The organism is Natronorubrum marinum, assembly GCF_052040125.1.
Classification (GTDB): Archaea; Halobacteriota; Halobacteria; order Halobacteriales; family Natrialbaceae; genus Natronorubrum.
In genome coordinates, this window is sequence record NZ_JBPPFV010000003.1 from 468,105 (window position 1) to 493,112 (window position 25,008).

Sequence of the window (25,008 nt, forward strand, 5' to 3'; positions counted from 1 at the left end):
TCGGGACGTTCTTCGTGTCGTCACCTCGCACTCAGCCGCCGGTGTGTCACGTTCCGCTCACGGTTCGAACTGGTCGCCGTACTCGCTATGTGATGACATACGGCTGCCACGAAGGAAACGGGTTCATACTATCCGCTGTCAGTCAGTTTCGGTGGGACCGCGACCGTCCTGCGTACATCGGTACAGCAAACCGTATCAGTCAAATATCGAGTGCCTCGGTTGCACCGCAGACGGACCCGGCCGAGAGGACCGTCACACGTTCTCGGGCCTGCATCTTCCGGCGACTCGAGCCGATATCCATTAGTGACCCGTCACCATAGAAACCGGTATGTCCAGAGGAATCGGTGAGTTCGAACCGATACAGGAGGTCATCCCCGAATGGGCGGCGATCCTGGTCGCCCTCGTCACCCAGTTGGGTGACGTCTGGTTCCTCGCGCTCGTCGTCGGCGGTATCTACTGGTTCTACAGCACTAAACGCGAGGACGCCGCCGTCATCATCGGACTGACGATGGCCGGTCTCTCGCTCATCACCGGCCTCAAACACGTCTTTGGCCTGCCCCGGCCGGGCCAGCCCCTCGTCGCGCTCGAGTCGCTGCCCGGCCTGCTCCAGCCGCTGTACGAGGCGACGGGTATGGCCAGCGGCTACGGCTTCCCGAGCGGTCACGCGCTGATGACAACCGTCGTCTACTTCAGCCTCGCCAGACGGCTCTCGATCGGCACGCCCCGGCGACGGTTCGCCGGGGCCGCGACCGTCGTCACGCTCGTTGGCCTCTCTCGAGTCGCGCTGGGTCTCCACTACCTCGTCGACATCGTCGCCGGCGTCGCCGTCGGCTTGACGTTCCTGTTCGTCGCGGAGCGCCTGCTGGCTCGCTATCCGGCCGAACAGGGAACGGTCGCGTTCTCGCTCGCAGTCGTCTCGAGTACGTTCGCGCTCGCCGCGAGTAACCTCGAGCCGGACGCCGTCCTCCTGCTCGGTGCCTCGCTCGGTACGTTCGGCGGCTGGCAACTCATCAGGCTTGGCCAGGACGTTTTTGCGGTCGATCGTCCCTCGGAAGCGGTCCGACCGGTCGCGTTCAGAGTCGCACTCGCGAGTGCGGCGTTCGCGCCGCTGGTCGCCGCCCTCGAGTACTTTCGACTGCTGTCGCTGCCCGCAGCGGGCGGCGCACTCGGCCTCGTGTTGGCCGTGTTCGTCACGATTCCCGTGTTGACCCACTCCGAACGCGCCAGCAGGGTCTGGACGGCACTGGTCTTCTGGCTCGCGATGGCGGTGCTGGGGATCCGCTACGTGCTTCGGCCGTCCACTTGGCGACGCGGCTACGCCGGCGGTCGGCGGGTCGCGGGTCGACTCCGGCAGTGGATTCGAACGCGGATGTCCAGCTAACCCGCTGATCGCTCCGGACGACCCAAAACGACCGGATCGGCACGCGAGTCCGCGCGCTTATCACCGTCCGCTGGAATCCTCCGATATGAACTCCGAACCTCGCATTCGGATCGCGCGACCGTCGGACGCGAGCGCGGTTCGCGACATCTACGCCCCTTTCTGTGAATCGTCGGCGGTCACGTTCGAGGAGACTCCACCTATCGAATCCGAGATGGCCGATCGTATCGAGTCCACTCTCGAGACGTACCCGTGGCTCGTTTGCGAGTGTGACGGTTCTATCGCCGGATACGCCTATGCAGGTCGCCTCCGAAAGCGCCGCGCCTACCAGTGGGCCGTCGAACTCTCGGTCTACGTCGCGGCCGACGCCCGCGGGGCCGGCGTCGGTCGAGCGCTCTACGAGTCGCTGTTCGCAATCCTCGAGCGTCAGGGTGTCTGCGACGCCTACGCCGTCACGACGGTGCCGAACCCGGAGACCGAACGGTTTCACGAACGGCTCGGCTTCGAGCGACTGGTCGACTTCCCCGCGATGGGCTACACGGAAGGCGACTGGCAGGACGTCGCCTGGTGGCGGTACTCGATCGCCGAGAAGTCGGCCGATCCGGAGCCGGTTGCGCCGCTGTCCGACATCCGTGGCGGTTCCGACTGGGAGTCGCTGGTTCGAGCCGGCGACGAGTGTGTCGAGTGAGTTCCGAACTGACGGTCCGTTCGATCGTTCGAGTCTCCATACCGGCAGTTCTGGTGTCCGTAGCGGCTAGTAGATGATTGCCTTCTGAAAATCTGTGTAATTGGATAATATTTTGTGAAACACCTCAATTCGCATCATACGTGTTCTAATCGAGGCAATAGGGACACGACCGAAGAAAAATATAGGTGTCTAGCGGACGTTTGCACAGCTAATGCCGATCATTCCGAAACAGCAACGAGAGACGCGCCGTGATCGACCCACCACTACAGTCGGTGTCAGGAGTCGACCTGATCGACGAGCACCGCTCGCTCCGGGACGCGATTCGGTCAGGAAAACGAGGGCTAGCTGAGGATGGCGAAGCGTCACGTAACGCTCCCCGAAGCGGCACAGGAGCCGATCGACGACGCGATTGCGGATATCGACCGGCGACTCTCTTCGGCGACGGACCCCGCGGAGGTCGTTCGGGAACTGCTCGTCGACCTGTTCGGCGACCGAGCGGCTTACGAACGCTCCCGGGCCGGGGAGTCGCTGTCACCGATGTCGCGGGTACGACTCCAGAGCTACGATCCGCGGAACGTTTTGACCGAGACCGAACACTGGGCGGAACAGGATCGGTCGGTAATCCGTGAATCGAAGTGTTTGCTGTACCTCTGGCGGGGGTTCGACTGTTCGCCGCTCTCGAACAATCTGGCGTTTGCCTTACCGTTCCGACAGCTGCTCGCGACCCACCTCTTTGCCGAAGCGGGTGAGGGCCTTCGGTTGTTCGGCGGGATCAAGATTCAGGGCGGCCACAATATCGAAATGGGCGACAACGTCGTGGTGCACAACGACGTCTTGCTGGACGATCGCGGGGAACTGGTGATCGGTGACCGCGTTTCGATCGCCGATCGGAGCCACCTCCACACCCACAGCCACGACACCGTCGACCGGTCCGACGTGACGAGCTACCGGACCGTCCTCGAGGACGACGTGCGACTCGGCTACGATACGATGATCGATGCGGGCTGTCGGATCGGGCGGAACTCGATGGTCGGCGCGTCCTCGATCGTCAGAGGTGACGTTCCGGCCCATCACATCGCCGTCGGCTCGCCCGCGAAAACGGTCAAAATCAAGCCCGGCTGGGAACCCGTCACGGAGCATCCGGGCCCACTGTCCGACAACAGGGAGGAGCGTCGGTTGCACCGCGAACTGCCCGAGGAGTTCGCGGAGTTCGACGAGTTCGGTCGCAATCTCTCGCCACCGGGAGAAGTGAATCGCGCCTGATCGACCCGGCTCAGGAGTGTCGAACGATCGACACCGCTTAGTGGCTCAGAATCACGAGTTCGGCTATGGATCCCTCGAGCTACGGAACCTACCTCGTCACTCAGCAGTCGATCTCGGAGGGGCGCTCGACGACCGACGTCGTCCGCGCGGCGATCGACGGCGGCGTCGACGTCGTCCAGCTCCGCGAGAAGGAGACCGAGGCCCGGTTTCGGTACGATCTCGGCCTCGAACTTCGCGAACTGACCGCCGACGCGGGCGTCGACCTGATCGTGAACGACCGAATCGATATCGCGCAGGCGATCGACGCCGACGGCGTCCACGTCGGGCAGTCGGACCTTCCGGTCGCCGTCGCGCGCGATCTGCTCGGCCCCGACGCGGTCGTCGGCTGTTCGACGTCGACGGTCGAGGAGGCGCTCGAGGCGGAAGCCGCGGGCGCGGACTACCTCGGTATCGGCGCCGTCTACGGCACGTCCTCGAAGGACGTCTCGGCCGAGGAGGACGCCGTCGGCCCCGAGCGAATCGCGGCCATCGCCGAGGCGGTCTCGATCCCAGTTGTCGGGATCGGGGGCATTACGGCCGACAACGCCGGCCCGGTCGTCGAGTCGGGGGCGGTCGGCGTAGCCGTCATCTCCGAGATCACGGCGGCCGACGATCCGCAGGCTGCGGCCGCGGCGCTCGCGGAAACCGTCGAAACTGCGAAGGGGGTGGCGAACGGATCGACACCCGATGAGTGAGTTACTACCCACTGATACCACCGGCGACGACCTCGCGACTTCCCTGCAAGCGATCGCCGACGGATCGCCGCTCGTCCAACACCTGACCAACGAAGTGACGATGAACGACGTTGCGAACCTTACGCTCCACTGGGACGCGCTCCCAGTCATGGCCGACTCGCCGGGCGACGCCGGGGAGATGGCCAACGGGGCGTCCGCGATCTTGCTCAACACCGGACAGGTTCCGGCGGGGAAAGTCGAGGCTATGCACGAGGCCGCCGACACCGCGGCCGAGCGCGACGTCCCCGTCGTGCTCGATCCCGTCGGCGTCGGCGCGACGCCGACTCGAGAGGCAGTCGCCGAGGAGTTGCTCGAGACGGTCGATTTTTCGGTCATCAAGGGCAACTACGGCGAGATCAGCGCGCTCGCGGGCGTCGAAGCCGAGGTGAAAGGCGTCGAATCCGTCGGCGAGTACGAGGCAATCGAGGACGCGGCCCGGTCGCTCGCCGAGTCGACCGGTGCGACGGTCGTCGCGAGCGGCGTCGAGGACGTGGTCGCGACCGCGGACGGCGCGGTTCGACTCTCCGTCGGTCACGAGATGCTCGGCGAGGTCGTCGGCACCGGCTGTATGCTCGGCGCGACCATCGCCTCGTTTCACGGCGCACTCGAGGACTCCGCGACGGCCGCCGTCCACGGCACGCTCGCGTTCGGCATCGCGGGCGAACTCGCGGCCGAGATGCCCCACGAGGGACCGGCGAGCTACCGGACGAACTTCCACGACGCCGTGGCCGGCTTCTCGGCCGCACAGGCGGCGGAACTGGACCTCGCGGAGCGGATCGAGCGCATCGCCTAACGCGTCCGCACGCAGCTACCGTTTTCCGCACAGTCGGAACGAGTGAAACGGTTTTTATCGGCCGCCGGCGAATCACGACGTGTGACCCGACCTGAACTCGAGAACACCGCTGCAACGCTCCAGGACGCCGCCGAGTCCGCGTCGGACGACGAGACCCGGGACCGGCTGGAAAATCAGGCACGACAGTTCGAGACGCTGGCCGAGGCTGACCGCGGACCTGACCACGGTAAACTCGCGCGTCACGAACACGTCCTCTCCGAAATCGCGGACGACGAGGGCGGCGCGGTCGCCAACCTCGTCACGGAGGCGCTCGAGTCGATCAGCGCCTACCGGGAGACGGTCGACGGCGTGTAGCGCCGTCGATTTCGCTTCTTCAGCCGGTCAGCAGACCGGCTTCGGATTCGCGCCCATCGCCTCGAGATTCTCGACGTACTCGCCGTAGGCGGCCTCGATCGCTCCGGTCGCGGCCTCCCGTGCGCGCTCGCGGTCCTCGTCGCTCTCGCAGACGTCCTCGAGCAGTTCCTCGGCGCGCTCGAGTTGTGCGTCTAGATCGTCGCCGAACTCGCGGAAGACGCCGGCGGTCTGGGGGTCGGCGTCGCCGACGAAGTAGCCGACGACCTGTTCTTTCGAGCGCTTGCTCGCGAGAATTCGGCCGAGGAAGCCGCCGACGCGCTCGATCGTCGACTCGAGACCGCGCAGGTACTCGTGAAGCGCGGGGATCTCGCGCGGTTCGTACGCGTCGTCCCCGAGGTGGTCGAGGACGGTCTCGTAGTGGTCTTGCTCCTCTGCGGCGGTCGCTTCGAACGCCTCGCGCGCTTTCTCGTGAGCCTCGCTGTCGGCCCACTCGAGGAACGTCTCCCAGGCGGCGTGTTCGGCGTTGGCGGTCGCGCGGAGGACGGGTTCGGTGTCGATGTCGCCGCCGGTGTCGGCGTACAGGGACTTCGAGGAACCGAGCCGGGAGAGCGCGGTCTGGTTGTCTTCGCGGACGGCCTCGATGACGGATTCGGAATCGGTCATAGTCGGACGTTCGACCGGACTTGAGTTAGTAGTGTCGTGATCTGCAGCCGTCTGCCGAACCGACATCAGGTCGGGGTCGGCGGCGAGTAGCGGGTCTCTTCGAGCCGATAGGCACCGACTACTCACGGGTTCTGAACACTAACGTAGCCATAACAATCACCCACAAGCGACTGTCTTCGATCGTAATGAAACGACGAACGTATCTCGCAACCGCGACTGCTGCGGCGGCTACGGTCGCCGGCTGTTCCGCCCTCACCGGGTCGGAAACCAGTGACGACGAAAACGGCGACGACGACGGCAACGGGTCGTCGGATCCGGTCAACGAGGATCCCGGCTCGTTCGACGAGTTCGAGGATCTCTCGAAGTGGACGGTCATCGAAGGATCGCTCACCGCGGACGAAGACCGCGTCTACGCGGGGACACAGTCCGCACGGATGGACGCCGACGGCTCGACCGAACGCATCATGATCAAGCGGGACTTCGAGACTCCGCGCGACCTCTCCGACGAACTTCCCGCGCTGGCGTTCGCGAGCGATCACGACGTCAACCCGACGGTCCAGCTCACTGACACCGACGGCGATCGGCTGCTGCTCCGGTGTGCCGTTCGCGAAGACGGCCCGTTCGCCCACCACGATCTGGGCATCCTCGACACCGCCGGCGATCCGGACCTGAGCTCGATCTCACACACCAAGGTCTCCGTCTGGGCCGGCGACCGCGAGCTGTCCCTCTGGTGTGACGACTACCACTTCGTCGGACGACCCGAGACCGGGAAGGTGCTGTTGCAGTTCCCCGAGAGCACTCCCGACGTCGCCAACGGGGCCGGACCGCTCCTCGCGGAGTACGACGTCCCCGGAACGGCCTTCGTTAGCACCGACTACGTCGGCTCCTCCGGCTACCTCTCCCAGTCCGACCTCGAGTCCCTCCAGGACGACGGCTGGACCGTCGCCAGCGGCGGCGCCACGGGGACCGACCTCACCCAGCACGGCGAGAGCCGGCAGGAAGCGGAGTTCAGCCGCGCCGCGGAATGGCTCGATGACAACGGCTTCGACAGCGCCTACTTCTCCTACGGGCTCAACCGCTACGACGAGTCGTCGTTCGAACTCGCGAAAGAGTACTCCGATATCGCGTTCGTCGGCGGCTACGCAGGCCACGGCGACCTCAGCAACCCGCACCTCGCCCCCCGTACGACCAACCCCGACCCCGCTGACGCTGCGCAACTCCTCGAGTGGACCGCCGACTACCGGCTTGTCACGACGCTCTCCTACCGGAACGTCGGCGAGTCGCTCGACGAACTCGAGGCCGTCCTCTCGGCGCTCGACGACCTCGACGTCGACGTCGTCACGCCGGACGCCCTCCACTGATCACGCCGTTCGCTCACCGCTTGCCGTGGACCGTTTTTTGGCCGTCCTCGAGGTCGATAGCCGTCGGCTCGTGGGCCGTCTATCCGGATCGATCGGCGTTCGAGTGACGACTGCTCGAGCGATCGCAGAAAAAACGAATCGTAGTTCGAACCAGTCGGCAGCTTCGCTTGTTCCGCGGTTCGCCTCCCGGCTCACCGCTTCATTTCGAGGCCTCGTTTCACCCGGCCTCGTCCTGCTCCGCGGGTCGGCTACGCCTCCCCGCTCCACTACGAGGCGGAGTTCGCTACGCTCACTCAGCTTCGCCTTTCTCAATAGGCGCGTTGACGAGATTCCCCCACTCGGTCCAGGAGCCGTCGTAGTTGACGGTGTCCTCGTAGCCGAGCAGTTCGTGCAGGGCGAACCACGCCACCGACGAGCGCTCGCCGATGCGGCAGTAGGCGACGGTCGTCTCGTCGCCGTCGATGTCCTCGTCGGCGTAGAGTTCCTCGAGTTCGTCGTAGTCCTTGAACGTCCCGTCGTCGTTCGTGACGGCGGCCCACGAGATGTTCTTCGCGCCGGGGATGTGGCCGCCGCGCTGGGCGGTCTCCTGGAGGCCTGGCGGGGCGAGAATCTCGCCGCTGAACTCCTCGGGGGAGCGAACGTCGACGAGCGGAACGCCGCGCTCGATCGCGTTCTCGACGTCCTCGCGGTAGGCACGGATGCTCTCGCGCGGGCCGGCGGCGTCGTACTCGACGGCCGAGAAGTCGGGCTCCTCGTCCGTCGTCGGGTAGTCGTTCTCGAGCCAGTACTCGCGACCGCCGTCTAACAGATAGACCTCGTCGTGACCGTAGTACTTGAACTGCCAGTAGGTGTAGGCGGCGAACCAGTTGGAGTTGTCGCCGTAGAGAACCACGGTGGAGTCCTCGCTGATGCCGTGGGAGCCGAGGAGGTCCTCGAAGTCCGCTTTCGTGAGGACGTCTCGAGTCGTCTGGTCCTGCAGTTCGGTTTCCCAGTTGAACCCGATCGCGCCGGGCGCGTGGGCCTCCTCGTAGGCTTCCGTGTCGACGTCGACCTCCACGAGCCGAAGGTCGTCGTCGTCGCTCTGGAAGTCGTCGAGTCGCTCTTCGACCCAGTCGGCCGTGACGAGCACGTCGTTGGCGTAGTCTGTTGCCATACCCGAACTAACGGCTGGGAGGGTCATAGTGGCTCTCGAAGCGGATAATTCGGACGACGGTCGACTGTGTCGGTGATTGTTGCCGATATCTTGGACGGCCGAAAACTCGTCGATTCGGTGCTCGAGTCCACTGCTACTGGTTTATAATAGGGGCTGACATGCGACGGGGTTCATCGACTCGATAACTCGGCACCCGCCGGAGATACTTGCCGGAAGCTCGGTACCCAGGGGAGTGGTGCCGGGATCGGTGTGTTCTCGGGGGTGACCCGACAACTCCCGGTCAATGGACGAATCCGTCGTCGTCACTCCGGACTGGCTCGCAGCACATCTCGAGGACCCGCAGGTACGCGTCGTCGACGTCCGCGATCCGTGGGAGTACGACGGGATCGGTCACGTTCCCGGCGCCGTCAGTATCCCCTTCGACAGCTACCGCGACGAGACCGACGTCGACCGCGGGACGCTGCCGGGTGCCGAGGCCTTCGCCGAACTGCTCTCCGAGGCCGGTATCAGTCCCGACGACACGATCATCGCCTACGACGACACCCATGGCGTCTTCGCCGCGCGGTTCGTGCTCACCGCCCTCGAGTACGGCCACGACGACGTGCGCCTGCTCGACGGCGACTACAGCGCTTGGAACCGCGACTACGAGACGACGAGCGAGGTACCGGAACTCGAGGCGACGACCTACGAACCGGATCCCCTCGCGCACGACGAGAGCCCGCTAGTGGGTTTCGAGGCCGTCGAGGCGGCTCTCGAGCGCGACGCGGTCTTCGTCGACACGCGCGAGGTCGACGAGTTCGAGGAGGGTCGCCTCCCGGGTGCGATCCGGTTCGACTGGCGCGAGGTCGTCGACGACGAGACGCGGCGGCTGAAGCCGAGAGACGAACTCGAGGCCCTGCTCGAGTCGTACGGAATCACGCCGGACCGCGAGATCGTCCTCTACTGTAACACCGCGCGACGGATCAGCCACACCTACGTCGTCCTTCGGGCGCTCGGCTACGAGAACGTCGCATTCTACGAAGGCAGCCTCACGGAGTGGCTCGCGAACGACGGCGAAGTGGCGACGGGTCCGGTCTCGGCCGCCGAAGACGGCTGACCGCGAGCGATCGATCCGTACCGAATCAGAAATCTATATAGATTCGTCCCCGAACCCGATCCAGTTGCCGTCTACGTCCACCGAAACGTCGAAGTTACTCTCCGCTTGTCTCTACGAAAACCGCTTTCTGGGCCGATTGTACGCGGATATTGATTTTCTTCTGTCGCCGTGCATCGACGACTCGACCGATGTGCTGTACGTTTCGATTACCACTCAGTACGATAGTCATTACAAGGAAGGTATCCGCCGCTCGATAGCTCATGTGCGGCATCGTCGGTGCATATGGCTGGACTAATGACGAAACACTGTCCTCGATGCTCGATTGGATCGAGCACCGCGGCCCGGACGAGGAGGGATCGTATCTCGACCGCGACGCGGGGCTGATGATGGGCGCGCGGCGGCTCTCGATCGTCGACCTCGAGGGCGGCTCACAGCCGAAGTGGAACGAAGACGAGTCGGTAGGCGTCGTCTTCAACGGCGAGATCTACAACCACGCTGCGTTGCGCGAGTCGCTGTCTCGGCGGGGCCACCGGTTCGAAAGCGAGTGCGATACCGAGGTGCTCGTCCACCTCTGGGAGGAGTACGGCGAGGAGATGGTGTCCCGTCTCGAGGGAATGTTCGCGTTCTCGATCTGGGACCGCGATGCGGAGACCGTCTTCCTCGCTCGCGACCGCTTCGGCATCAAGCCGCTCTACTACGGGGAGACCGACCGAGGGTTCGTCTGGGGCAGCGAACTCCCGGCGCTCCTGATCGGCGGCGTCGATCGAACCATCGATCCGTCGGCCGTCTACAATCACTTCTCGCTCGAGTACACGCCGGCGCCACAGACCCTGCTGGAAGACGTCCGGAAGGTCGAACCGGGACAGACGGTCACGATCGGACCCGAGGGCGTCGAGACGCGAACGTACTGGACCCTCCGCGATATCGAGACCGGGAGCGCCACGGGGTCGTTCTCGAGTCTGTCCGATCGGCTGCGGACCCTGCTCGAACGCTCGGTCGAGAACCGCCTCATGGCGGACGTTCCGGTCGGCGCCTTTCTCTCCGGCGGGCTCGACTCCTCTGCGGTCGTCGGGATCGCCTCGGAGCTGAAGGACGACCCGCTCAAGACCTACTCCGTCTCCTTTACCGACGACGAACTCGACGAGAGCCGGGAGGCTCGACTCGTCGCGGACCACTTCGGCACCGATCACCACGAGGTCAACATCGACCTCTCGTCGATGGACCTCTTCGGCGACATGATCCGGTATCTCGGGGAGCCGACCGGTCACCTCCAGATGCTGCCGATGTACGCGCTCTCCGAACGGGCGAGTCAGGACGTCAAAGTCGCGCTCGCGGGCGAGGGGTCCGACGAACTGTTCGCGGGCTATCCGTGGTACCAACACGTCCCCGAACACAAGCGAAAGGTCGACTTCATGCCGGAGTTCACCCACGACGTCGCCGGCGCCGTCGCCCAGGTGTCGCCCGTCGGCAACAAACACCTCCGCTACTACTCGGGGCTGAAGAACAACGAGGAGATGCTGTTGAGCCACGTCTGCGGCTTTACGACCTTCCGACCCGAACCCGACGAGTTCCTCCGAACGGCGGAGACCGCCGAGTCGTCGGGGCTGCAGTCGAACGTCGGCGAGATCACCGAACAGGTCGGGGACCCGTCGCTCGTGCAGCACATGTCGGCCTACGAGACGAGTTACACGCTGCCGGACTACCACCTCTATAAGGCGGATCATATGAGTATGGCCCAGTCGCTCGAGCTTCGGGTCCCGTTCCTTTCGACCGAGATCGTCGAGTTCGCTCACTCGCTGCCGGTCCAGCACAAAGTGACGCAGGACGACGTCAAGCGCGTGCTCAAGGACGCCGTCGGCGACCTGTTGCCGGACGAAATCATCGAGCGCAAGAAGATGGGAATGCGACCGCCCGTCGAGGACTGGTTCCAGAACGACCACGACGCGATCGAGACCTGGTTCACGCGCGAGAAACTGCGGCAGACGCCGTACGTCGACGCCGATAGAGCGACGGCGTTGCGGGAGGCCCACCGGCGCGGCGAGCAGTCGGTCGGCCGAACGCTCTGGATGATCCTCACGTACGTCGCGTGGTACCACACGATCGTCGACGAACACCACGGCGTCGTTTGATAAAGATACGAGCGCATACCCCCGTCTTTAGGCGGGGGTCAAGCGGACAATAGCCTACACACCCACCGACGACCCCACGGCATGATTTCACACTTATCTATCAATAGTATTAACACGACGACGACGGACCATATCGACGTACAACGCGGGCGAACTTCACGACGACCACCCTGTCCGCTTCACGAACGAAGGGCTACGGCTTGACCACCAGCCCGAGAACGCCATCGAGTGGTACGTCAAAATCCCGCACCACGAGGACTACCACCTCTGGATGCCCGCCCAACCGAATCCCGAACAGCGGGACTGGTTGGAAGCGTTGAACGCTGGTGACGCCGAGATGGGTGAGAGTCGGCTATTCGAGCGGGACGGGACGTGGTATCTCCACGTTACCGCCACCCGCGACGTAGAGGAACGCTCCGAGGTGTCCGCCGAAGAACGGACGCCCATCGGAGTGGACATCGGGGAAGCGTCACTCGTCACGGTGTGTCACCGCGACGACCACGGTTCTCCGACCGTGCCCGAACTGTGGGCCGATGAAGGCAAGACCGTCCGTCGGCTCCGCAAGACCTACTTCACCGCTACGCGCCGACTCCAGACGCGCGGAAGCGAACGTATTACGGAGTCTTTCGGGGACGATATGTGGACCCAGATAGACTACGTGTTCCATCGCGTCACCCGCGAGGTCGTGGAGTACGCCGAGTCCGTCGAGAACCCGGTTCTCGTTCTGGAAGACCTGACGTACATACGGGAGTCGATGGACTACGGAGACTTCATGAACCGGCGTCTCCACGGATGGGGATTCGCCAAACTCCACGCGCAGATACGCTACAAGGCCGTCGAGAAGGGGATCCCCGTCGAGACGGTGAACCCGCGCAACACGTCGAAGGAGTGCCATGCGTGCGGTGAAGTAGGGTATCGGCCGCGACAGGCGACGTTCAAGTGTACGAACGACGCTTGTTGGATGGGCGAGTACCAAGCGGACGTGAACGGCGCGATAAACATCGCAGACCGCTACCTCAGCGGAGAGAGCCATTCAAGAGAACACACGGATGGCAATGACTCGGCTGAGGATGGGGGGCGTTTGACCGCCCCGCAAGACACCCAAGCCGATGCTACCCAACAAGAGACGCTTGGGACGTATGCGTCTTGAAACCATAGGGCCACGCTCGGCCTGAAATCCCGTGGTGGGATTCCCGCGTTAACGAGACCTTCGGTCTCGTTCGCACACTAGAACGCGTAGCGTTCTGGGGACGTCTTCAGGCGCGGGAGGAGGTCAAGCGTTCGTACACCGTCGACGCTGCCTCACCGTCGCGCGGGTTGGATCGCTCCGATCCCTCGGTCATTGGAGACAGTTGCTGTACGTCGCCCGATAAGCTATCTGCCAACATCACTCCAGTCCGGGGCCGTCGAATACTCGCTCGAGGACAACTCGTCGAACGCCGCATACACCACCTCAGAAAGCGCCGGATGCACGTGCACCGGATCGGTGACGTCCTCGACGGTGCCCGATCCGCTCTCCATCGCGACGACGACCTCCTGAATCAGCGTCGAGGCCTGCGGACCGACGATATGGCAGCCCAGGATCTCGCCGTCGGGCCTCGCGAGCACCTTCACGAACCCGTCGTCGGCCTCGAGGATCATCCCCAGCGGCGCGGCGTCGAAGGGAACCGTCGCGGACTCGTACTCGGTGCCCACCTCCTCGAGTTCACCTTCCGTCCGCCCGACGCTCGCGACCTGCGGGCTGGTGAAGATTGCGTGGGGCATTGCGCCGTAGTCGACCTCGCGCTCGGCGTCGTCGAGTACGTTTGCCGTAACGATTTGTGTCTCGTAGTCGGCCGCGTGTTTGAACGGCTGCTCGCCGACGATATCGCCGAGGGCCCAGACGTCGTCGCAAGTCGTCTCGAGCCGATCATCGACGACGACGTACTCGGAATCGTCCGTCTCGACGCCAGTCGCCTCGAGGCTCAGCGTATCCGTATTCGGCCGTCGTCCGGTCGCGAGCAGGAGGGCGTCGGCCTCGAGTTCGATTGGTGCTTCGCCGCCGACGTCGCTGTCGTCTCCGTCGCTCGGCTCGGCCGTGATTCCGACGCCAGCGTGGCGCTCCTCGACCGACTCCGCCTCGTACCCGGCGTAGATATCGCAGTACCGCTCGAGAGAGTCCGTCACGACCTCGCTCACGTCGTCGTCCTCGCGCGGGACGAGCGTCTCGCTGCGCCCGATCATCGTCACCTCGGTTCCCAACGCACCGAAGAAGTAGCCCAGTTCGGCCCCGATGTAGCCGCCGCCGACGATCACGAGCGAGTCGGGTTGGTCGTCCAGAAAGAGCGCGTCGTCGCTCGTGAGGAAGTCGACGTCCTCGAGGCCGTCGATCGGCGGGACCATCGGTCGACCCCCGACCGCGAGAACGACGGTCTCACCGCGGATCTCGACGCTGTCGGCGTCGCGGTCGTTCGAGTCAACCTCGAGCGTGCGCTCGTCGACGAACCGGCCCTCGCCGCGGTAGAGCGTGAGGCTCTCGCTCTCCTCGAGACTTGACTCCTGGTTCTCCGCCTTCTCGTAGACCGTATCGTGAATCGAGGACGTGATCTCGCCGTAGTCGACGTCCTCGAGTTCGGCCGTGATACCGAACTCCGGTGCGCGCCGGATCTCCTCGAGTACGTCGGCCCGGTGGATCAGCGCCTTCGAGGGAATACAGCCCCGCGTGATGCAGGCCCCGCCGAGCGGACCGCGTTCGATCACGGCGGCCTCGAGACCCCGTTCGGCGGCCGCAGTCGCGACCTGGCTGCCGGAGCCGCCGCCGACGACGATGATGTCGTACTCGTCCATGGAGCCTCCCCACCACGAACGGGGCCGTAAAACCGGCGCGTGCGCTGGCCGGTGTCACCGTACCGGTCGGTCTCCTCGGGCCTAGAGCCAGTCGTCGCCCGGATCGTCGTCCGTCGCTTCCCTGTACGACTTGACAGCTTCCGCGAGGTTCTCGAGGGCCGCCTCAGGCGTTTGACCCTGACTCGAGACGCCCGTCACCTCGTCGTCGGCGATGTGAAGGCCGTGTTCGTTCTCGCGCATGGTCACGTCGGCGTCCTCGAGGCCCTCGTAGTCGGCGGGGTCTACGTCTGCATCCGAACTCATACGCGTTCGTTGTTCGGGTCGGCGGAAATACGCATCGACGCCGCTCGACTTTCAGTTGTCGAACGGTGGATGAGTATTGGGAAGTAATATTGACAAACCATAGATAAAAACAGAAAGCGTCCTGCTACGCTGGCAACGAGGATATCCACGCCCTCCCCAACCGATTCACTCGCTCACTGCGCTCGCTCGTTCATCCCTCGCGATTTCGAGTCGCGGTTCGTTCGTACTCACCGCGACTCAACCGGCCAGTGTCCAGAATTACCGACATGCAACCGCAGAGACGAACACATAATCCTCCCATCTACGCTCCGCGAACGCTGGTGAACTGTAGAAAAAGCCTTTAACACCGTCGCCCCGTAGTCGAAGCAAATGGTACTCGACGATCTCGGCAGTTCTCTGCGGGGAACTTTAGACAAACTCCGCGGGAAGTCACGACTCAGCGAGGAGGACATCGAGGAGATCGTCAAGGAGATTCAGCGCTCCTTGCTTTCGGCCGACGTCGACGTCTCGCTCGTGATGGAGCTGTCGGACAACATCAAAGAGCGATCGCTCGAAGAAGAGCCCCCAGCCGGCACCCCGGCGCGGGACTTCGTCCTTCGCATCGTCTACGAGGAACTGGTCGACCTGATCGGCGAGTCGACGGAGCTTCCGCTCGAGGAACAGACGATTCTCCTCGCCGGGCTGCAGGGGTCCGGTAAAACGACCTCCGCCGCGAAGATGGCCTGGTGGTTCTCCACGAAGGGGCTTCGTCCGGCCGTGATCCAGACCGACACCTTCCGGCCCGGCGCCTACGAGCAGGCCCAGGAGATGGCCGGCCGCGCCGAGGTCGACTATTACGGCAACCCGGACAGCGAGGACCCCGTCGAAATCGCCCGGAAGGGACTCGAGGAGACCAGCGAGGCCGACGTCCACATCGTGGACACGGCGGGTCGTCACGCGCTCGAGGAGGACCTGATCGACGAGATCGAGCAGATCGAGGGTGTCGTCGACCCCGATACCTCCCTGCTCGTCCTCGACGCCGCGATCGGGCAAGGGGCGAAAGATCAGGCCCAGCAGTTCGACGAGTCGATCGGCATCGACGGCGTCGTCATCACGAAGCTCGACGGTACCGCGAAGGGTGGTGGCGCCCTGACTGCCGTGGATCAGACCGACTCCTCGATCGCCTTCCTCGGGACCGGCGAGGAGGTTCAGGATATCGAGCGCTTCGAGCCCGACGGCTTCATCTCCCGACTGCTCGGCATGGGCGACCTCGGCCAGCTCGCCGAACGCGTCGAGCGCGCGATGGAGCAGACCGAGATGGAAGAGGACGACTGGGACCCCGAAGACATGCTGTCGGGCCAGTTCACGCTGAACGACATGCAAAAGCAGATGGAGGCGATGAACAATATGGGGCCGCTCGACCAGGTGATGGACATGATCCCCGGCTTCGGCGGCGGGATCAAGGATCAGCTTCCCGACGACGCGATGGACGTCACCCAAGAGCGGATGCACACCTTCAGCGTCATCATGGACTCGATGACCGACGCCGAAAAGGAGTACCCGAAGGCCATCGGAGCGAGCCAGATCGAACGTATCGCCCGCGGCTCGGGAACTGAGGAGGAGAACGTCCGAGAACTGCTCCAGCAGTACAAGATGATGGAGAAGACCATCAAGCAGTTCCAGGGCATGGGGTCGGAAAAGGAGATGCAGCGGATGATGAAACAGATGCAACAGGGCGGCGGCGGTGGCGGCGGCATGGGCGGCATGGGGCCGTTCGGATAGCCGTTTCAATGGTCGCCGAGCCGTAGGCAGGTGTTTTTTGTCGCCAACCCGCTCCCGTTTACGTTGACGCGATTGCCACCACGTTCATATCTCTCTAGACGAATCCTCGAGCAACAATGAACCGTCGACAGTATCTCACTCGGGCCGGAGCGGGCGTCGGTATACTGGCCGCACTCGCCGGCTGTCTCGACGATCTCTCCCGCAGCGAGTCGACCACCAGCGCCGCGGACCGAACCGGCGAACGCGAACTCAGCCGAGCGGCTGGAACCCTGAACGAAGCCGCGCTCGCGCTGGACATCGAGGACGGCGGGGTGGACGACACCGAGGACGTCGAGTTCGACGCGGCCGACCCCGCCGAGTTGATCGACGACGCTCGAGGCCACCTCGAGACCGCTGCGGCCGAACTGAGCGACGACCGCGACCCCGACATCGAGACGCTGGAAACGTACGCGGACATCCTCGAGGCGCTGGTCGCCGTCACCGAGACGATCACCGACGAGGAACTCGAGTCGGACGCCGACGCGGTCTTCGACGCGAACGGCGAGGAGCGGACTCTCGAGGACGCCACCGAAATCGTCGACCGATGGATGGACGAACTCGACTCGGCCGAGGCGCGCCACGGCGGGGCCGTCAGCGACTACGAGGCGCTCGACGACGATCGATTCGAGAATCTGGCGCGGATCGACCCCACCGACCTCGAGACCGGTATCGCCTCCCTCGGCGACGTCCTCGGCTCGCTCGTGGCGCTCGTCGACGGCTTCGATTCGATGCTCGACGGGTACGCGGCGCTCGAGGACGGGCGGGAGTACATCGAGAACGACGAGTACGAGCGGGCGGAGGCCGCGTTCGGCGACGCGGAGGCGGCCTTCGAAACGGCGCGGGAGACGTTCGACGGGGAGGAAGACTCGCCGGTCGGACTGGCCGATCACTTCGAGACGGCGCGCTGTCAGAGCGGTCACCTGACGGCTGCAGCCGAGGCGTTCGGGGAGGCAGCGGCCGCGGCGGAGTCCGGTGATCTCCTTACGGTGAATCAGCGCGAGCGGGAGGCCGAACGGTCGCTCGAGGCCGCCGACGAGTGTGCGGAGTAGCCGACCGAAACGCTCTCACCAGCAGTCTCTCCGTTGTCAGTCGGCAGTCGCCGCGCCGCCCTCGAGTGCGGGGTCCGGCGGCAGCTCGTCGATGAGGACGACGGCATCGCCCTCGAGCACCGTCGTGTCGTCGCCGTCGGAGACGGTCGTCTCGATCCGGTACTTGTCGTTGCCGAGGTCGTCGACGATTTCGCAGGTGGCCGTCACCTGTTCGCCGATCGACAGCGGGGCGAGGAAGCTACTTTCCTGGGAGAGATAGATCGTCAGTCCGGGCAGGCGGGCGAGTGCCGCGCTGATCAGGCCGTTCGCGAGGATTCCGTGGACGATCCGCTCGCCGAATCGGGTTTCGGCGGCGTAGCCCGCGTCGAGGTGGACGCGGTTCGTGTCGCCGGTGATCTCGGCGAACGCCTCGACGTCGTCGTCGGAAATCGCCTTCGAGAAGCGGGCGACGTCGCCGACGGAGACGGTGGACTCGTCCTCGCCGTGGTACTCGAACGTCCAGTCGTCGCGCTCGTACAGGGTGTCGGTTCGGACCTGTCGCCTCGGGGGATGGTGCTCGCGATCACTCGTTCGACGGGCCAGATGCGGGACGTAGTAGGATAACTCCGTCGTCGTGAGGATGCCGACGAGCGTGCCGGGCCCGTCGCTGTCGTCGCTTTCGTCACCCACATCGACACGTTCGACGACGGGCAGGTGCTCGAGTCCGTTGCCACGCAGGACAGCCACGGCGTCGACGATGGCGGTGTCGGGTGCGATCGTCTCGAGCGGGGACGCCATCACGGTTTCGAGGTCGACGCCGCTGAGGTCGGCCCGTTCACAGAGGTGGCTCGCGAAGTCGCCCTCGGTGACGATCCCCACGGGCGCGCCGTCGCGGACGACGACGACCGAACTGACGTGTTCGTCTTGCATCAGGGTCGCAGCGTGGCTCGCGCTCGCGTCGGGCGGAGCGGTGACGACGTCGGTGACCATGATCTCGGAAACGGCGATCGTATCGTGCATCCCGTCGACGTACGTGTCGCTTCCCTTTCACTGCTGGCCCGTCGATCGCTACTTCTCGCTCCGTTCCAACGCAATCTATATATGAAATACAGCCAACTAATTCGGCATGTCGATTCGATCCGCGACCGCGAACTCGGTCGATTGGCGAGGCCCAGTCGTGCTCGTGCTTGGCGCACTGTTCGTCCTCACGCTGGTCCCGCTCTCGAACGCGGTTCGAACCGGTGCGTTCGCGGAGCTATCGATGAGTCTCGGGGTTTGTTACGCGATCGGTGTCGCGGCGGTCGGCGTGAGCCGTGGCCTGATCGGGAGCGACGTGATCGGGTTCGCGTTCTCCGGCGGACTCACAGCGTTTGCGACGATCTCGTCCGCATTCGCTCCGTCGTCACGGTATGCGATTTTCGCCGCCGCGTTCGGGGCGTGTTCGCTGTACTATTGCTGGCGACTCGTCGACGGGCCATAGCGGACGTACAATAGAACCGTTCGGCTCGAGTACGCCGTTCGATCACTCCTCGATCGGCCGCCCGTCTTCCGTCGGCGGCGCGACGTGGTCGACGTACTCCTCGAGCGTCGGCGCTTCGACGCGGACCCGAACGGCAATCTCGCCGAGTTCGTCGGGTTCGCCGACCGAGAAGTTGACGCGGTCTTCGAAGGCCGCCTGTTTCTTGAGCGCGAAGCTGAAGGTGTCACCCTCGCGGTTCGCGAAGAACTCGCCGCGGGCGGTGTCCAGAATCTCCTGTCGGTGAAGCAGTTCAGAGAAGTGGTCCATCGCGTGCGCTTCGGCCCTGATCTCGCCGAACTCCTCCTCGAGGTCGGCGTTCGGGAAAATGTTCGCGACGGCGTCGGCGACGCGGCTGGTAACCTCGGTGTCGTAGACCGGCGCCGTGATCTCGACGTCGACGCGGTAGATATCGGTCATGGTTGGTGAACCTCCGTGTTGGTCTCCGTAGTCGCTTCGGAATCGGTCGTCCCCCGCTCGATGATCGACTGGATTCGGTCGTGAAACGCCTCGAGCGTGGCCGCGTTCTCGACGACGACGTCGGCTCGCTCCATCGCGTCGTCCATCCCGAACCCGCGTTCGCGTTCGTCGCGGGCGGCGAGTCCCTCGCCGCCCTCGTCCTCGCCGACGTCGCGGCCGCGGTCGTCGATTCGCTCGGCTCTGACCTCGAACGGTGCTTCGATACTGACCAGCGTGAAGGCGCTCTCGAAGCGCTCCTCGAAGGCGTCGACCTCGGTGCCGGAGCGAATGCCGTCGACGAGGACGGTGTCGTGGTCCTCGAGTCGGTCCTCGATCATCGGCAGCGAGCGCTCGGCGATCGCCGCCGGCCCGTTCTCGTCGCGCAGCGCCTGGGCGACCTTGCCGTGATCTTTCGCCGGGTCGAGCCCGCGGTCGGTGGTCTCCTGGCGGACGACGTCGCCCATCGTCACGACCGGGATTCCGTTCTCGCGTGCGACGGTGGCAGCCTCGCCCTTCCCGCTGCCGGGGAGTCCCACCGTTCCGATGACGTGCATCGAGGGGAGATACAGGCGAGGCTCGCATAAGGGCTGTGTTCGTCGGTCGGCGAGACTCGCCGCATCACCCTATCCGATGTTCTCAGTTGCAGTTACCGAAACGCCGGGCGCTTCCGGCGTGTCGCCTCGAGTCCTCGAGTCGACGATACCGGGCCGTTGTGGTCGGTTCCGTCGCGAATAATCCCCGGGTTACTCTCGGCGTAGCGTTCGTCCGCCGGTCCGTTGTACGACTCGAAACAGCGGCGACGGCTGCAACCGTTTCCTGTCGAGACGGTAAAAATCGCCAATCCATTTGAATTCGAGACTATCCCTCTCAACGGACTCTCCCCATTATTTGCTGGTCGGACATCGGCTCAGATGCGCGCTATGAAAGCACCAACCCTCGACAGACGACGATTCACACAGGCACTCGGCGTCGGTATAGTCGCCGCCGTGGCCGGCTGTTCGGACGAAGAAGCGGACCCCGAGAACGGTGGCGACATGGACGACGGGCTCGACGACGAAGACGAGAACGGACTCGAGGACAACGAGGACGAAAACGGCCTTGACGATGAAGATGAAAACGATGACGGCCCCGACGATGACAACGATAGTCCCGACGACGAGGGCGATGACCCCGAAGACGACGACGCGGATACCGGCGACGAAGACAATTTGAGCGACGAAGACAATCTGAGCGACGAAGACGACGATCTGGAAGACAACGATACGGACGCGGAGGACGACGAAAACGCGTAACCACGGCGTCCGACGATCCGGCCTATCGCCCGTTCTTTTTCGAACGTGCTATCGGACTCGAGAGTCGCTTCGCCTGCGAAAGCTTTGCTGTAGCCTTCCCCGGGTCAATTGCACCGAAGATGACGGGGGACGCGTGCAATTCGCTCATCAAGAGTCGGTAGCGACGATCGGTGCGGTTATCTCCCCGTCCGACCCACTGTGGACCGTGACGCAGCGATCCATCTTCGTACGGGCGATCTGGTTTCTGGTCATCGGCTGGTGGGCGACGCCGATCGTGGTCAACGTCGCGTGGTTCCTGAACGTGACCGTCGTGCTGGCACCGATCGGAATCAAGGTGATCAACCTCGTGCCGACCGTTCTGACGCTGGCCGAACCGCGGTCGTTTACGAATCCCCAGCTGGCTCGCGGCCAGCACTCGCTGGTGGTACGTGCGCTCTACTTCGTCTTCGTCGGCTGGTGGCTCAGCTTTCTCTGGGCCAACCTCGCCGCGTTTCTGGCGGTAACGATCATCGGGCTTCCGATCGCGATCTGGCTGGCCAACCGGCTGCCGTTCGTTACGTCGCTGTATCGGTTTCACGGCTGATACGGTCTGCTGTAACTGTTTGCCGGAGCGACCGCAAAACGGCCCGCTGTCGCTCCGGAAGTGACTTACAGTGGACGGTATGTGGGAAGCAGAAATCCACACTGCTTATACCAGTCGGTCGTGGATTCGTACTCGAGGGCGCGTAGCTCAGTCCGGAAAGAGCGTCGGACTTCTAATCCGACGGTCGTGGGTTCAAATCCCATCGCGCCCGTGCAACGAGTCGCGCAGTGACGAGTGAACCGGCACGTGGGATTTGAACCAGATGGTGGCGAGCGGTGCGCGGTTCGGAACGAAGTGAGAACCGCGATGCGAGCGGTGAAACCGTGAGCGAAGCGAGCCGATGGCGTGGTTCAAATTCCATCGCGAGCGCCACTGTTGCCGCTGTGGCGGCGACATCCGCGGTGACAAGACGATGTGTCCCCACTGTGGGTCGATCCGCGGAATACGGGTTACTGGATAGCGATCGGGATCGGCTGGTTCCTCTTCCGGTAACTGTGTTACTACGAATAATACGAACAGTCCGGCGGAAGAGTCTTCAATTACGGCCAGTATGAATCAACTCGAATTTTCGTTCCGGGGAAACAATAAAGCAACTCCGTCGGGTCCGTCCCGTGTGGTATGTTGGACACACAGACGCAGGTCTGATGGCGTTGAACGGCTGGCCGTTCGTACACCACTGACCATGATCAGACGACGATTCACTGAACGGGTCGACGGAGGTGGTAGATATGGTAGATGACAGCAAGCCAGGGGGCGATCGGTTAACTGATGGCTGGTTCAAGGCGGATACTGAGGTGGAACCGGGCGATACGAACATACAGGTGGCCGGGCTGGATGTCCAGCCTCACGTCTTTTTCATCTCGATCGGCGTCATCATCGCGTTTGTTCTGGTGACGTTGTTCTACCCGGGTGAGCTGATAGCAAACGCCTTCGGCGAGACGTTTGCCTCTGCAGAGGGGGCCTTTGGCTGGATACAGGGCGGTATCGTTGGACACTTTAGCTGGCTTTACATTCTCGCAGTAAACCTGTTTATTATCGTGGTACTGTTCTTTGCGCTCAGCAGGTTTGGAAAGATTAGACTCGGCGGCGTCGGCGCGGAAAAGGAATTCAGCGATCTCTCATGGGTTGCCATGCTGTTTAGCGCAGGGATGGGGATCGGACTCATGTTCTGGAGCGTCGGCGAACCGCTGTTTCACTTCGCCGATCCGTTGTTCGGGGCTGAAGGCGAGACGGCCGCTGGAGCCGAAGTCGGCATGGCCACCACCTACTTCCACTGGGGATTTCACCCGTGGGCGATCTACGGACTGGTCGGGCTCGGTCTCGCCTTTTTCTCGTTCAACCGTGGGCTCCCGCTGACGTTCCGGTCGGTGTTCTGGCCGATTCTGGGCGATCGGATCTACGGTTGGCCGGGCCACGTAATCGACATCCTGACCGTCTTCGCGACGCTGTTCGGGATCGCAACATCGCTCGGGCTCGGCGCGCTCCAGATCTCGGCTGGGCTCTCGTTTATGGGCAACGAGGTCGTCGGGACAGCAGTCCCCACGGGGACGGGGATGCAAGTCGGTATCATCGCAGTTATTACGGCGATCGCACTCGTGTCAGTTGGCGCCGGACTGGACAAAGGCATTCGCCGACTCAGTACTCTCAACGTCGGCCTGATGCTCGCAATCATGGTTACGGTTCTGCTCGTCGGGCCAACAGTGTTCGTCCTCGGACTGTTCCCCCAAGCGCTGGGAACATATCTGTCGAACTTTCCTGAGTTGGCACTGTGGTCTGACAGCTTCGATAACGCTCCGTACGCGGGCTGGATGAACGACTGGACCATCTTCTACTGGGGCTGGTGGATCGCGTGGTCGCCGTTTGTCGGTCTGTTTATCGCCCGCATTTCCCGTGGCCGAACTGTCCGTGAGTTCATCGGCGGCGTCCTGATTATCCCAGCAGTCTTCTCTTTTTTCTGGATGTCAGTCTTCGGCGGCACGGCACTGCATTTCGAACTGTTCACCGAGCAGGGCATTATGGAAACGGTCTTTGACGCCGGTGAGGAAGTCGCTATGTTCGAACTGTTTACCCTGCTACCGTTTACGATTCTCCTCTCCACACTGGCGATCATCCTGGTAACGACGTTCTTCGTGACGTCGTCTGACTCCGGTTCGCTGGTCCTTGGGCACCTGTCCTCGGGCGGGAAACACGACGCCCCCCGAAAACAGCGGATCGCCTGGGCACTCACCGAGGGAATCGTCGCATCCGTGCTCCTGATCGGTGGCGGTCTCGGTGCGTTACAGACGGCGGTGATCACGGCCGGGCTCCCGTTCGTACTTGTCCTCGTTTTCCTGTGTTATAGCCTCTATCTGGGGCTCTCGACGGAGTATCGGACGCTCGAATCCGACGAGTTCGCCGAGTGGATCGAGGAGATCGAGGACGAACAAGATGTCGTCGTCAAAAAATCCGGTTCTGGCGTGGTAACGAACATTCGAGATACCGGGAGCAAACGGGGTGGGGCCGCCGAAGACGACTAGTAACGTCCCATGCCTGTACTGACGCGTCGAACCGGTTTGCGGGTGTCGGTTCGACGGAACGGATCGTTGTGTTCGATTACCGTTCGATCGGCTCGTTTTCACGGTGACGCGTCGTCGTCACCGGCACGTTCGCCGTCCGAACGACTTTTTCGGTCGTACTCCCGACGAGATAGTCGTCGATCCCGCTCCGTCCCTGTGCACCCATGACGATACCGTCGATGTCGTTGTCGTCTGCATAGCTGACGATCTCCTGTGCGACGCTACCGGTCCTTACTGCTCCCTCGCCGTCGAGCCCCTTCTCGACGGCCTTGTCGACGACGCGTTTGACGAGGTCCTCGCCGTAGGTGCGGTACTCATCCATCTCCCCGGGATCGTGTCCCGCAGCTGTGAAAACGTAGTGGGCTTTGGTCTCGATCACGTAGAGAGCGTGGACGGTCGCATCGAACGCGGTAGCGAGTTCGATGCCGTGGTCGACAGCCTTCCGCGCCGGCGTGCTCCCGTCAGTTGGAATGAGAATTGTCTCGTACATCCTCGGTCTCAGAACGGGTATTCGCCTGACAACCGCAAGTAATTTATTACATTTCACGGTTATTTCCAGTTCTTCTGACGATCCGTGACCACGTTCATGCTTCTCTGAAATACAGATTGAAGTTCACGAACAGAAAACTCGTCCCCACGAGCATGTATCGGTCCGTCGCAAATGCCCAGAGCGCGACGATTGCCAGCCCGCAGGCGATGGCCAGCGCGATCACGCCAGTTCCCGGCAGTGACGCTCACGATGGTGGCTCACGGCGTCGTTTGAGCTGCCGATCGACGTACCGAAAACAGTGTCTGAGACGGACTGTTGGCCGTCGGTACCGCTGATCGCCCCAGGCAGTTACCGATCCGTTCGGTCGGATCGCCGATCGGCTCGAATCCCGCCTCGGCGGCGAAAGAGCGAGGCGAGGGTCTTCCCAATTCGACCGAGCTGTTTGGCTGTCGGGGCTGTTGCTGGTAGGTAGAAATCTGGGATATGTGGGTCGTCGGTCTTCGAT

At 63.5% G+C, this 25,008-nt stretch carries 23 protein-coding genes, 1 tRNA gene and 1 pseudogene; 17 read left to right on the forward strand and 8 right to left on the reverse strand.

The window, feature by feature from the left end:
- Nucleotides 1-328: 328 nt before the first annotated feature.
- From ACSFC5_RS18570 to ACSFC5_RS18595, 6 genes are all read left to right on the forward strand, one after another.
- Nucleotides 329-1,381 (forward strand): phosphatase PAP2 family protein, encoded by a 1,053-nt coding sequence (locus ACSFC5_RS18570; protein ID WP_440766724.1) that lies wholly within the window; start codon nucleotides 329-331, stop codon nucleotides 1,379-1,381.
- A gap of 85 nt (nucleotides 1,382-1,466) precedes the next feature.
- Nucleotides 1,467-2,066: a GNAT family N-acetyltransferase gene (locus ACSFC5_RS18575; protein WP_440766725.1), complete on the forward strand. Its 600-nt coding sequence runs from the start codon at nucleotides 1,467-1,469 to the stop codon at nucleotides 2,064-2,066.
- Nucleotides 2,067-2,417: 351 nt separating this feature from the next.
- Entirely contained in the window at nucleotides 2,418-3,329 is a 912-nt protein-coding gene (locus ACSFC5_RS18580) for an acyltransferase (RefSeq protein ID WP_440766726.1), read from the forward strand.
- Nucleotides 3,330-3,394: 65 nt separating this feature from the next.
- Complete coding sequence (thiE, locus tag ACSFC5_RS18585; protein WP_440766727.1) at nucleotides 3,395-4,063, forward strand: thiamine phosphate synthase; 669 nt, start codon at nucleotides 3,395-3,397, stop codon at nucleotides 4,061-4,063.
- A complete protein-coding gene (gene thiM, locus ACSFC5_RS18590; protein WP_440766728.1) occupies nucleotides 4,056-4,895 on the forward strand; it encodes a hydroxyethylthiazole kinase in 840 nt (279 codons plus the stop codon). The genes thiE and thiM overlap by 8 nt, the downstream gene beginning before the upstream one ends.
- 81 nt (nucleotides 4,896-4,976) lie before the next feature.
- A complete protein-coding gene (locus ACSFC5_RS18595) occupies nucleotides 4,977-5,249 on the forward strand; it encodes a DUF7553 family protein (RefSeq protein ID WP_440766729.1) in 273 nt (90 codons plus the stop codon).
- 27 nt (nucleotides 5,250-5,276) lie between these two features.
- On the opposite strand, the gene ACSFC5_RS18600 is transcribed toward ACSFC5_RS18595, so the two are convergent.
- Nucleotides 5,277-5,912, reverse strand: a complete 636-nt coding sequence (locus ACSFC5_RS18600) for a rubrerythrin family protein (protein WP_440766730.1) — start codon at nucleotides 5,910-5,912, stop codon at nucleotides 5,277-5,279.
- Nucleotides 5,913-6,097: 185 nt separating this feature from the next.
- On the opposite strand from ACSFC5_RS18600, the gene ACSFC5_RS18605 reads away from it, so the two are divergent.
- The gene (locus tag ACSFC5_RS18605; protein ID WP_440766731.1) at nucleotides 6,098-7,273 is read left to right on the forward strand and encodes a polysaccharide deacetylase family protein; all 1,176 of its coding nucleotides are present in this window, start codon (nucleotides 6,098-6,100) and stop codon (nucleotides 7,271-7,273) included.
- Nucleotides 7,274-7,562: 289 nt separating this feature from the next.
- Here the strand turns inward: ACSFC5_RS18605 and ACSFC5_RS18610 are convergent, their stop codons facing one another.
- The gene (locus ACSFC5_RS18610; protein WP_440766732.1) at nucleotides 7,563-8,426 is read right to left on the reverse strand and encodes a sulfurtransferase; all 864 of its coding nucleotides are present in this window, start codon (nucleotides 8,424-8,426) and stop codon (nucleotides 7,563-7,565) included.
- A 283-nt stretch (nucleotides 8,427-8,709) separates the two neighbouring features.
- On the opposite strand from ACSFC5_RS18610, the gene ACSFC5_RS18615 reads away from it, so the two are divergent.
- The 3 genes and pseudogenes from ACSFC5_RS18615 to ACSFC5_RS18625 all read left to right on the forward strand — a co-directional run.
- The gene (locus ACSFC5_RS18615) at nucleotides 8,710-9,522 is read left to right on the forward strand and encodes a sulfurtransferase (protein WP_440766733.1); all 813 of its coding nucleotides are present in this window, start codon (nucleotides 8,710-8,712) and stop codon (nucleotides 9,520-9,522) included.
- A 260-nt stretch (nucleotides 9,523-9,782) separates the two neighbouring features.
- Nucleotides 9,783-11,651 (forward strand): asparagine synthase (glutamine-hydrolyzing), encoded by a 1,869-nt coding sequence (gene asnB, locus ACSFC5_RS18620; protein ID WP_440766734.1) that lies wholly within the window; start codon nucleotides 9,783-9,785, stop codon nucleotides 11,649-11,651.
- Between the two features lie 133 nt (nucleotides 11,652-11,784).
- Nucleotides 11,785-12,801: pseudogene (locus tag ACSFC5_RS18625) on the forward strand (RNA-guided endonuclease InsQ/TnpB family protein); the annotation flags it as partial.
- A 224-nt stretch (nucleotides 12,802-13,025) separates the two neighbouring features.
- On the opposite strand, the gene ACSFC5_RS18630 reads toward ACSFC5_RS18625, so the two are convergent.
- Nucleotides 13,026-14,477 (reverse strand): dihydrolipoyl dehydrogenase, encoded by a 1,452-nt coding sequence (locus tag ACSFC5_RS18630; protein WP_440766735.1) that lies wholly within the window; start codon nucleotides 14,475-14,477, stop codon nucleotides 13,026-13,028.
- 81 nt (nucleotides 14,478-14,558) lie between these two features.
- Nucleotides 14,559-14,780 (reverse strand): type II toxin-antitoxin system HicB family antitoxin, encoded by a 222-nt coding sequence (locus ACSFC5_RS18635; protein ID WP_440766736.1) that lies wholly within the window; start codon nucleotides 14,778-14,780, stop codon nucleotides 14,559-14,561.
- Nucleotides 14,781-15,149: 369 nt separating this feature from the next.
- On the opposite strand from ACSFC5_RS18635, the gene ACSFC5_RS18640 reads away from it, so the two are divergent.
- Nucleotides 15,150-16,541, forward strand: coding sequence for a signal recognition particle protein Srp54 (locus ACSFC5_RS18640; RefSeq protein ID WP_440766737.1), 1,392 nt, complete (start codon nucleotides 15,150-15,152; stop codon nucleotides 16,539-16,541).
- 116 nt (nucleotides 16,542-16,657) lie between these two features.
- Entirely contained in the window at nucleotides 16,658-17,629 is a 972-nt protein-coding gene (locus ACSFC5_RS18645) for a hypothetical protein (protein ID WP_440766738.1), read from the forward strand.
- 36 nt (nucleotides 17,630-17,665) lie between these two features.
- On the opposite strand, the gene ACSFC5_RS18650 is transcribed toward ACSFC5_RS18645, so the two are convergent.
- The gene (locus ACSFC5_RS18650; RefSeq protein ID WP_440766739.1) at nucleotides 17,666-18,628 is read right to left on the reverse strand and encodes a CBS domain-containing protein; all 963 of its coding nucleotides are present in this window, start codon (nucleotides 18,626-18,628) and stop codon (nucleotides 17,666-17,668) included.
- Nucleotides 18,629-18,734: 106 nt separating this feature from the next.
- On the opposite strand from ACSFC5_RS18650, the gene ACSFC5_RS18655 reads away from it, so the two are divergent.
- Nucleotides 18,735-19,088 (forward strand): hypothetical protein, encoded by a 354-nt coding sequence (locus ACSFC5_RS18655; RefSeq protein ID WP_440766740.1) that lies wholly within the window; start codon nucleotides 18,735-18,737, stop codon nucleotides 19,086-19,088.
- Nucleotides 19,089-19,130: 42 nt separating this feature from the next.
- Here ACSFC5_RS18655 and ACSFC5_RS18660 read toward each other — a convergent pair whose 3' ends face one another.
- Nucleotides 19,131-19,544, reverse strand: coding sequence for an RNA-binding domain-containing protein (locus tag ACSFC5_RS18660; RefSeq protein ID WP_440766741.1), 414 nt, complete (start codon nucleotides 19,542-19,544; stop codon nucleotides 19,131-19,133).
- Nucleotides 19,541-20,137, reverse strand: a complete 597-nt coding sequence (locus ACSFC5_RS18665; RefSeq protein ID WP_440766742.1) for an AAA family ATPase — start codon at nucleotides 20,135-20,137, stop codon at nucleotides 19,541-19,543. The genes ACSFC5_RS18660 and ACSFC5_RS18665 overlap by 4 nt, the downstream gene beginning before the upstream one ends.
- 366 nt (nucleotides 20,138-20,503) lie before the next feature.
- Here ACSFC5_RS18665 and ACSFC5_RS18670 point away from each other — a divergent pair, with 366 nt between their 5' ends.
- From ACSFC5_RS18670 to ACSFC5_RS18685, 4 genes are all read left to right on the forward strand, one after another.
- Entirely contained in the window at nucleotides 20,504-20,875 is a 372-nt protein-coding gene (locus ACSFC5_RS18670; RefSeq protein WP_440766743.1) for a hypothetical protein, read from the forward strand.
- Nucleotides 20,876-21,080: 205 nt separating this feature from the next.
- A complete protein-coding gene (locus tag ACSFC5_RS18675) occupies nucleotides 21,081-21,458 on the forward strand; it encodes a YccF domain-containing protein (RefSeq protein ID WP_440766744.1) in 378 nt (125 codons plus the stop codon).
- Nucleotides 21,459-21,594: 136 nt separating this feature from the next.
- Nucleotides 21,595-21,669: transfer RNA gene (locus tag ACSFC5_RS18680), tRNA-Arg, on the forward strand.
- 517 nt (nucleotides 21,670-22,186) lie between these two features.
- Entirely contained in the window at nucleotides 22,187-23,974 is a 1,788-nt protein-coding gene (locus ACSFC5_RS18685) for a BCCT family transporter (protein ID WP_440766745.1), read from the forward strand.
- 76 nt (nucleotides 23,975-24,050) lie between these two features.
- Here ACSFC5_RS18685 and ACSFC5_RS18690 read toward each other — a convergent pair whose 3' ends face one another.
- Nucleotides 24,051-24,503, reverse strand: a complete 453-nt coding sequence (locus tag ACSFC5_RS18690; protein ID WP_440766746.1) for a universal stress protein — start codon at nucleotides 24,501-24,503, stop codon at nucleotides 24,051-24,053.
- Between the last annotated feature and the right edge of the window lie 505 nt (nucleotides 24,504-25,008).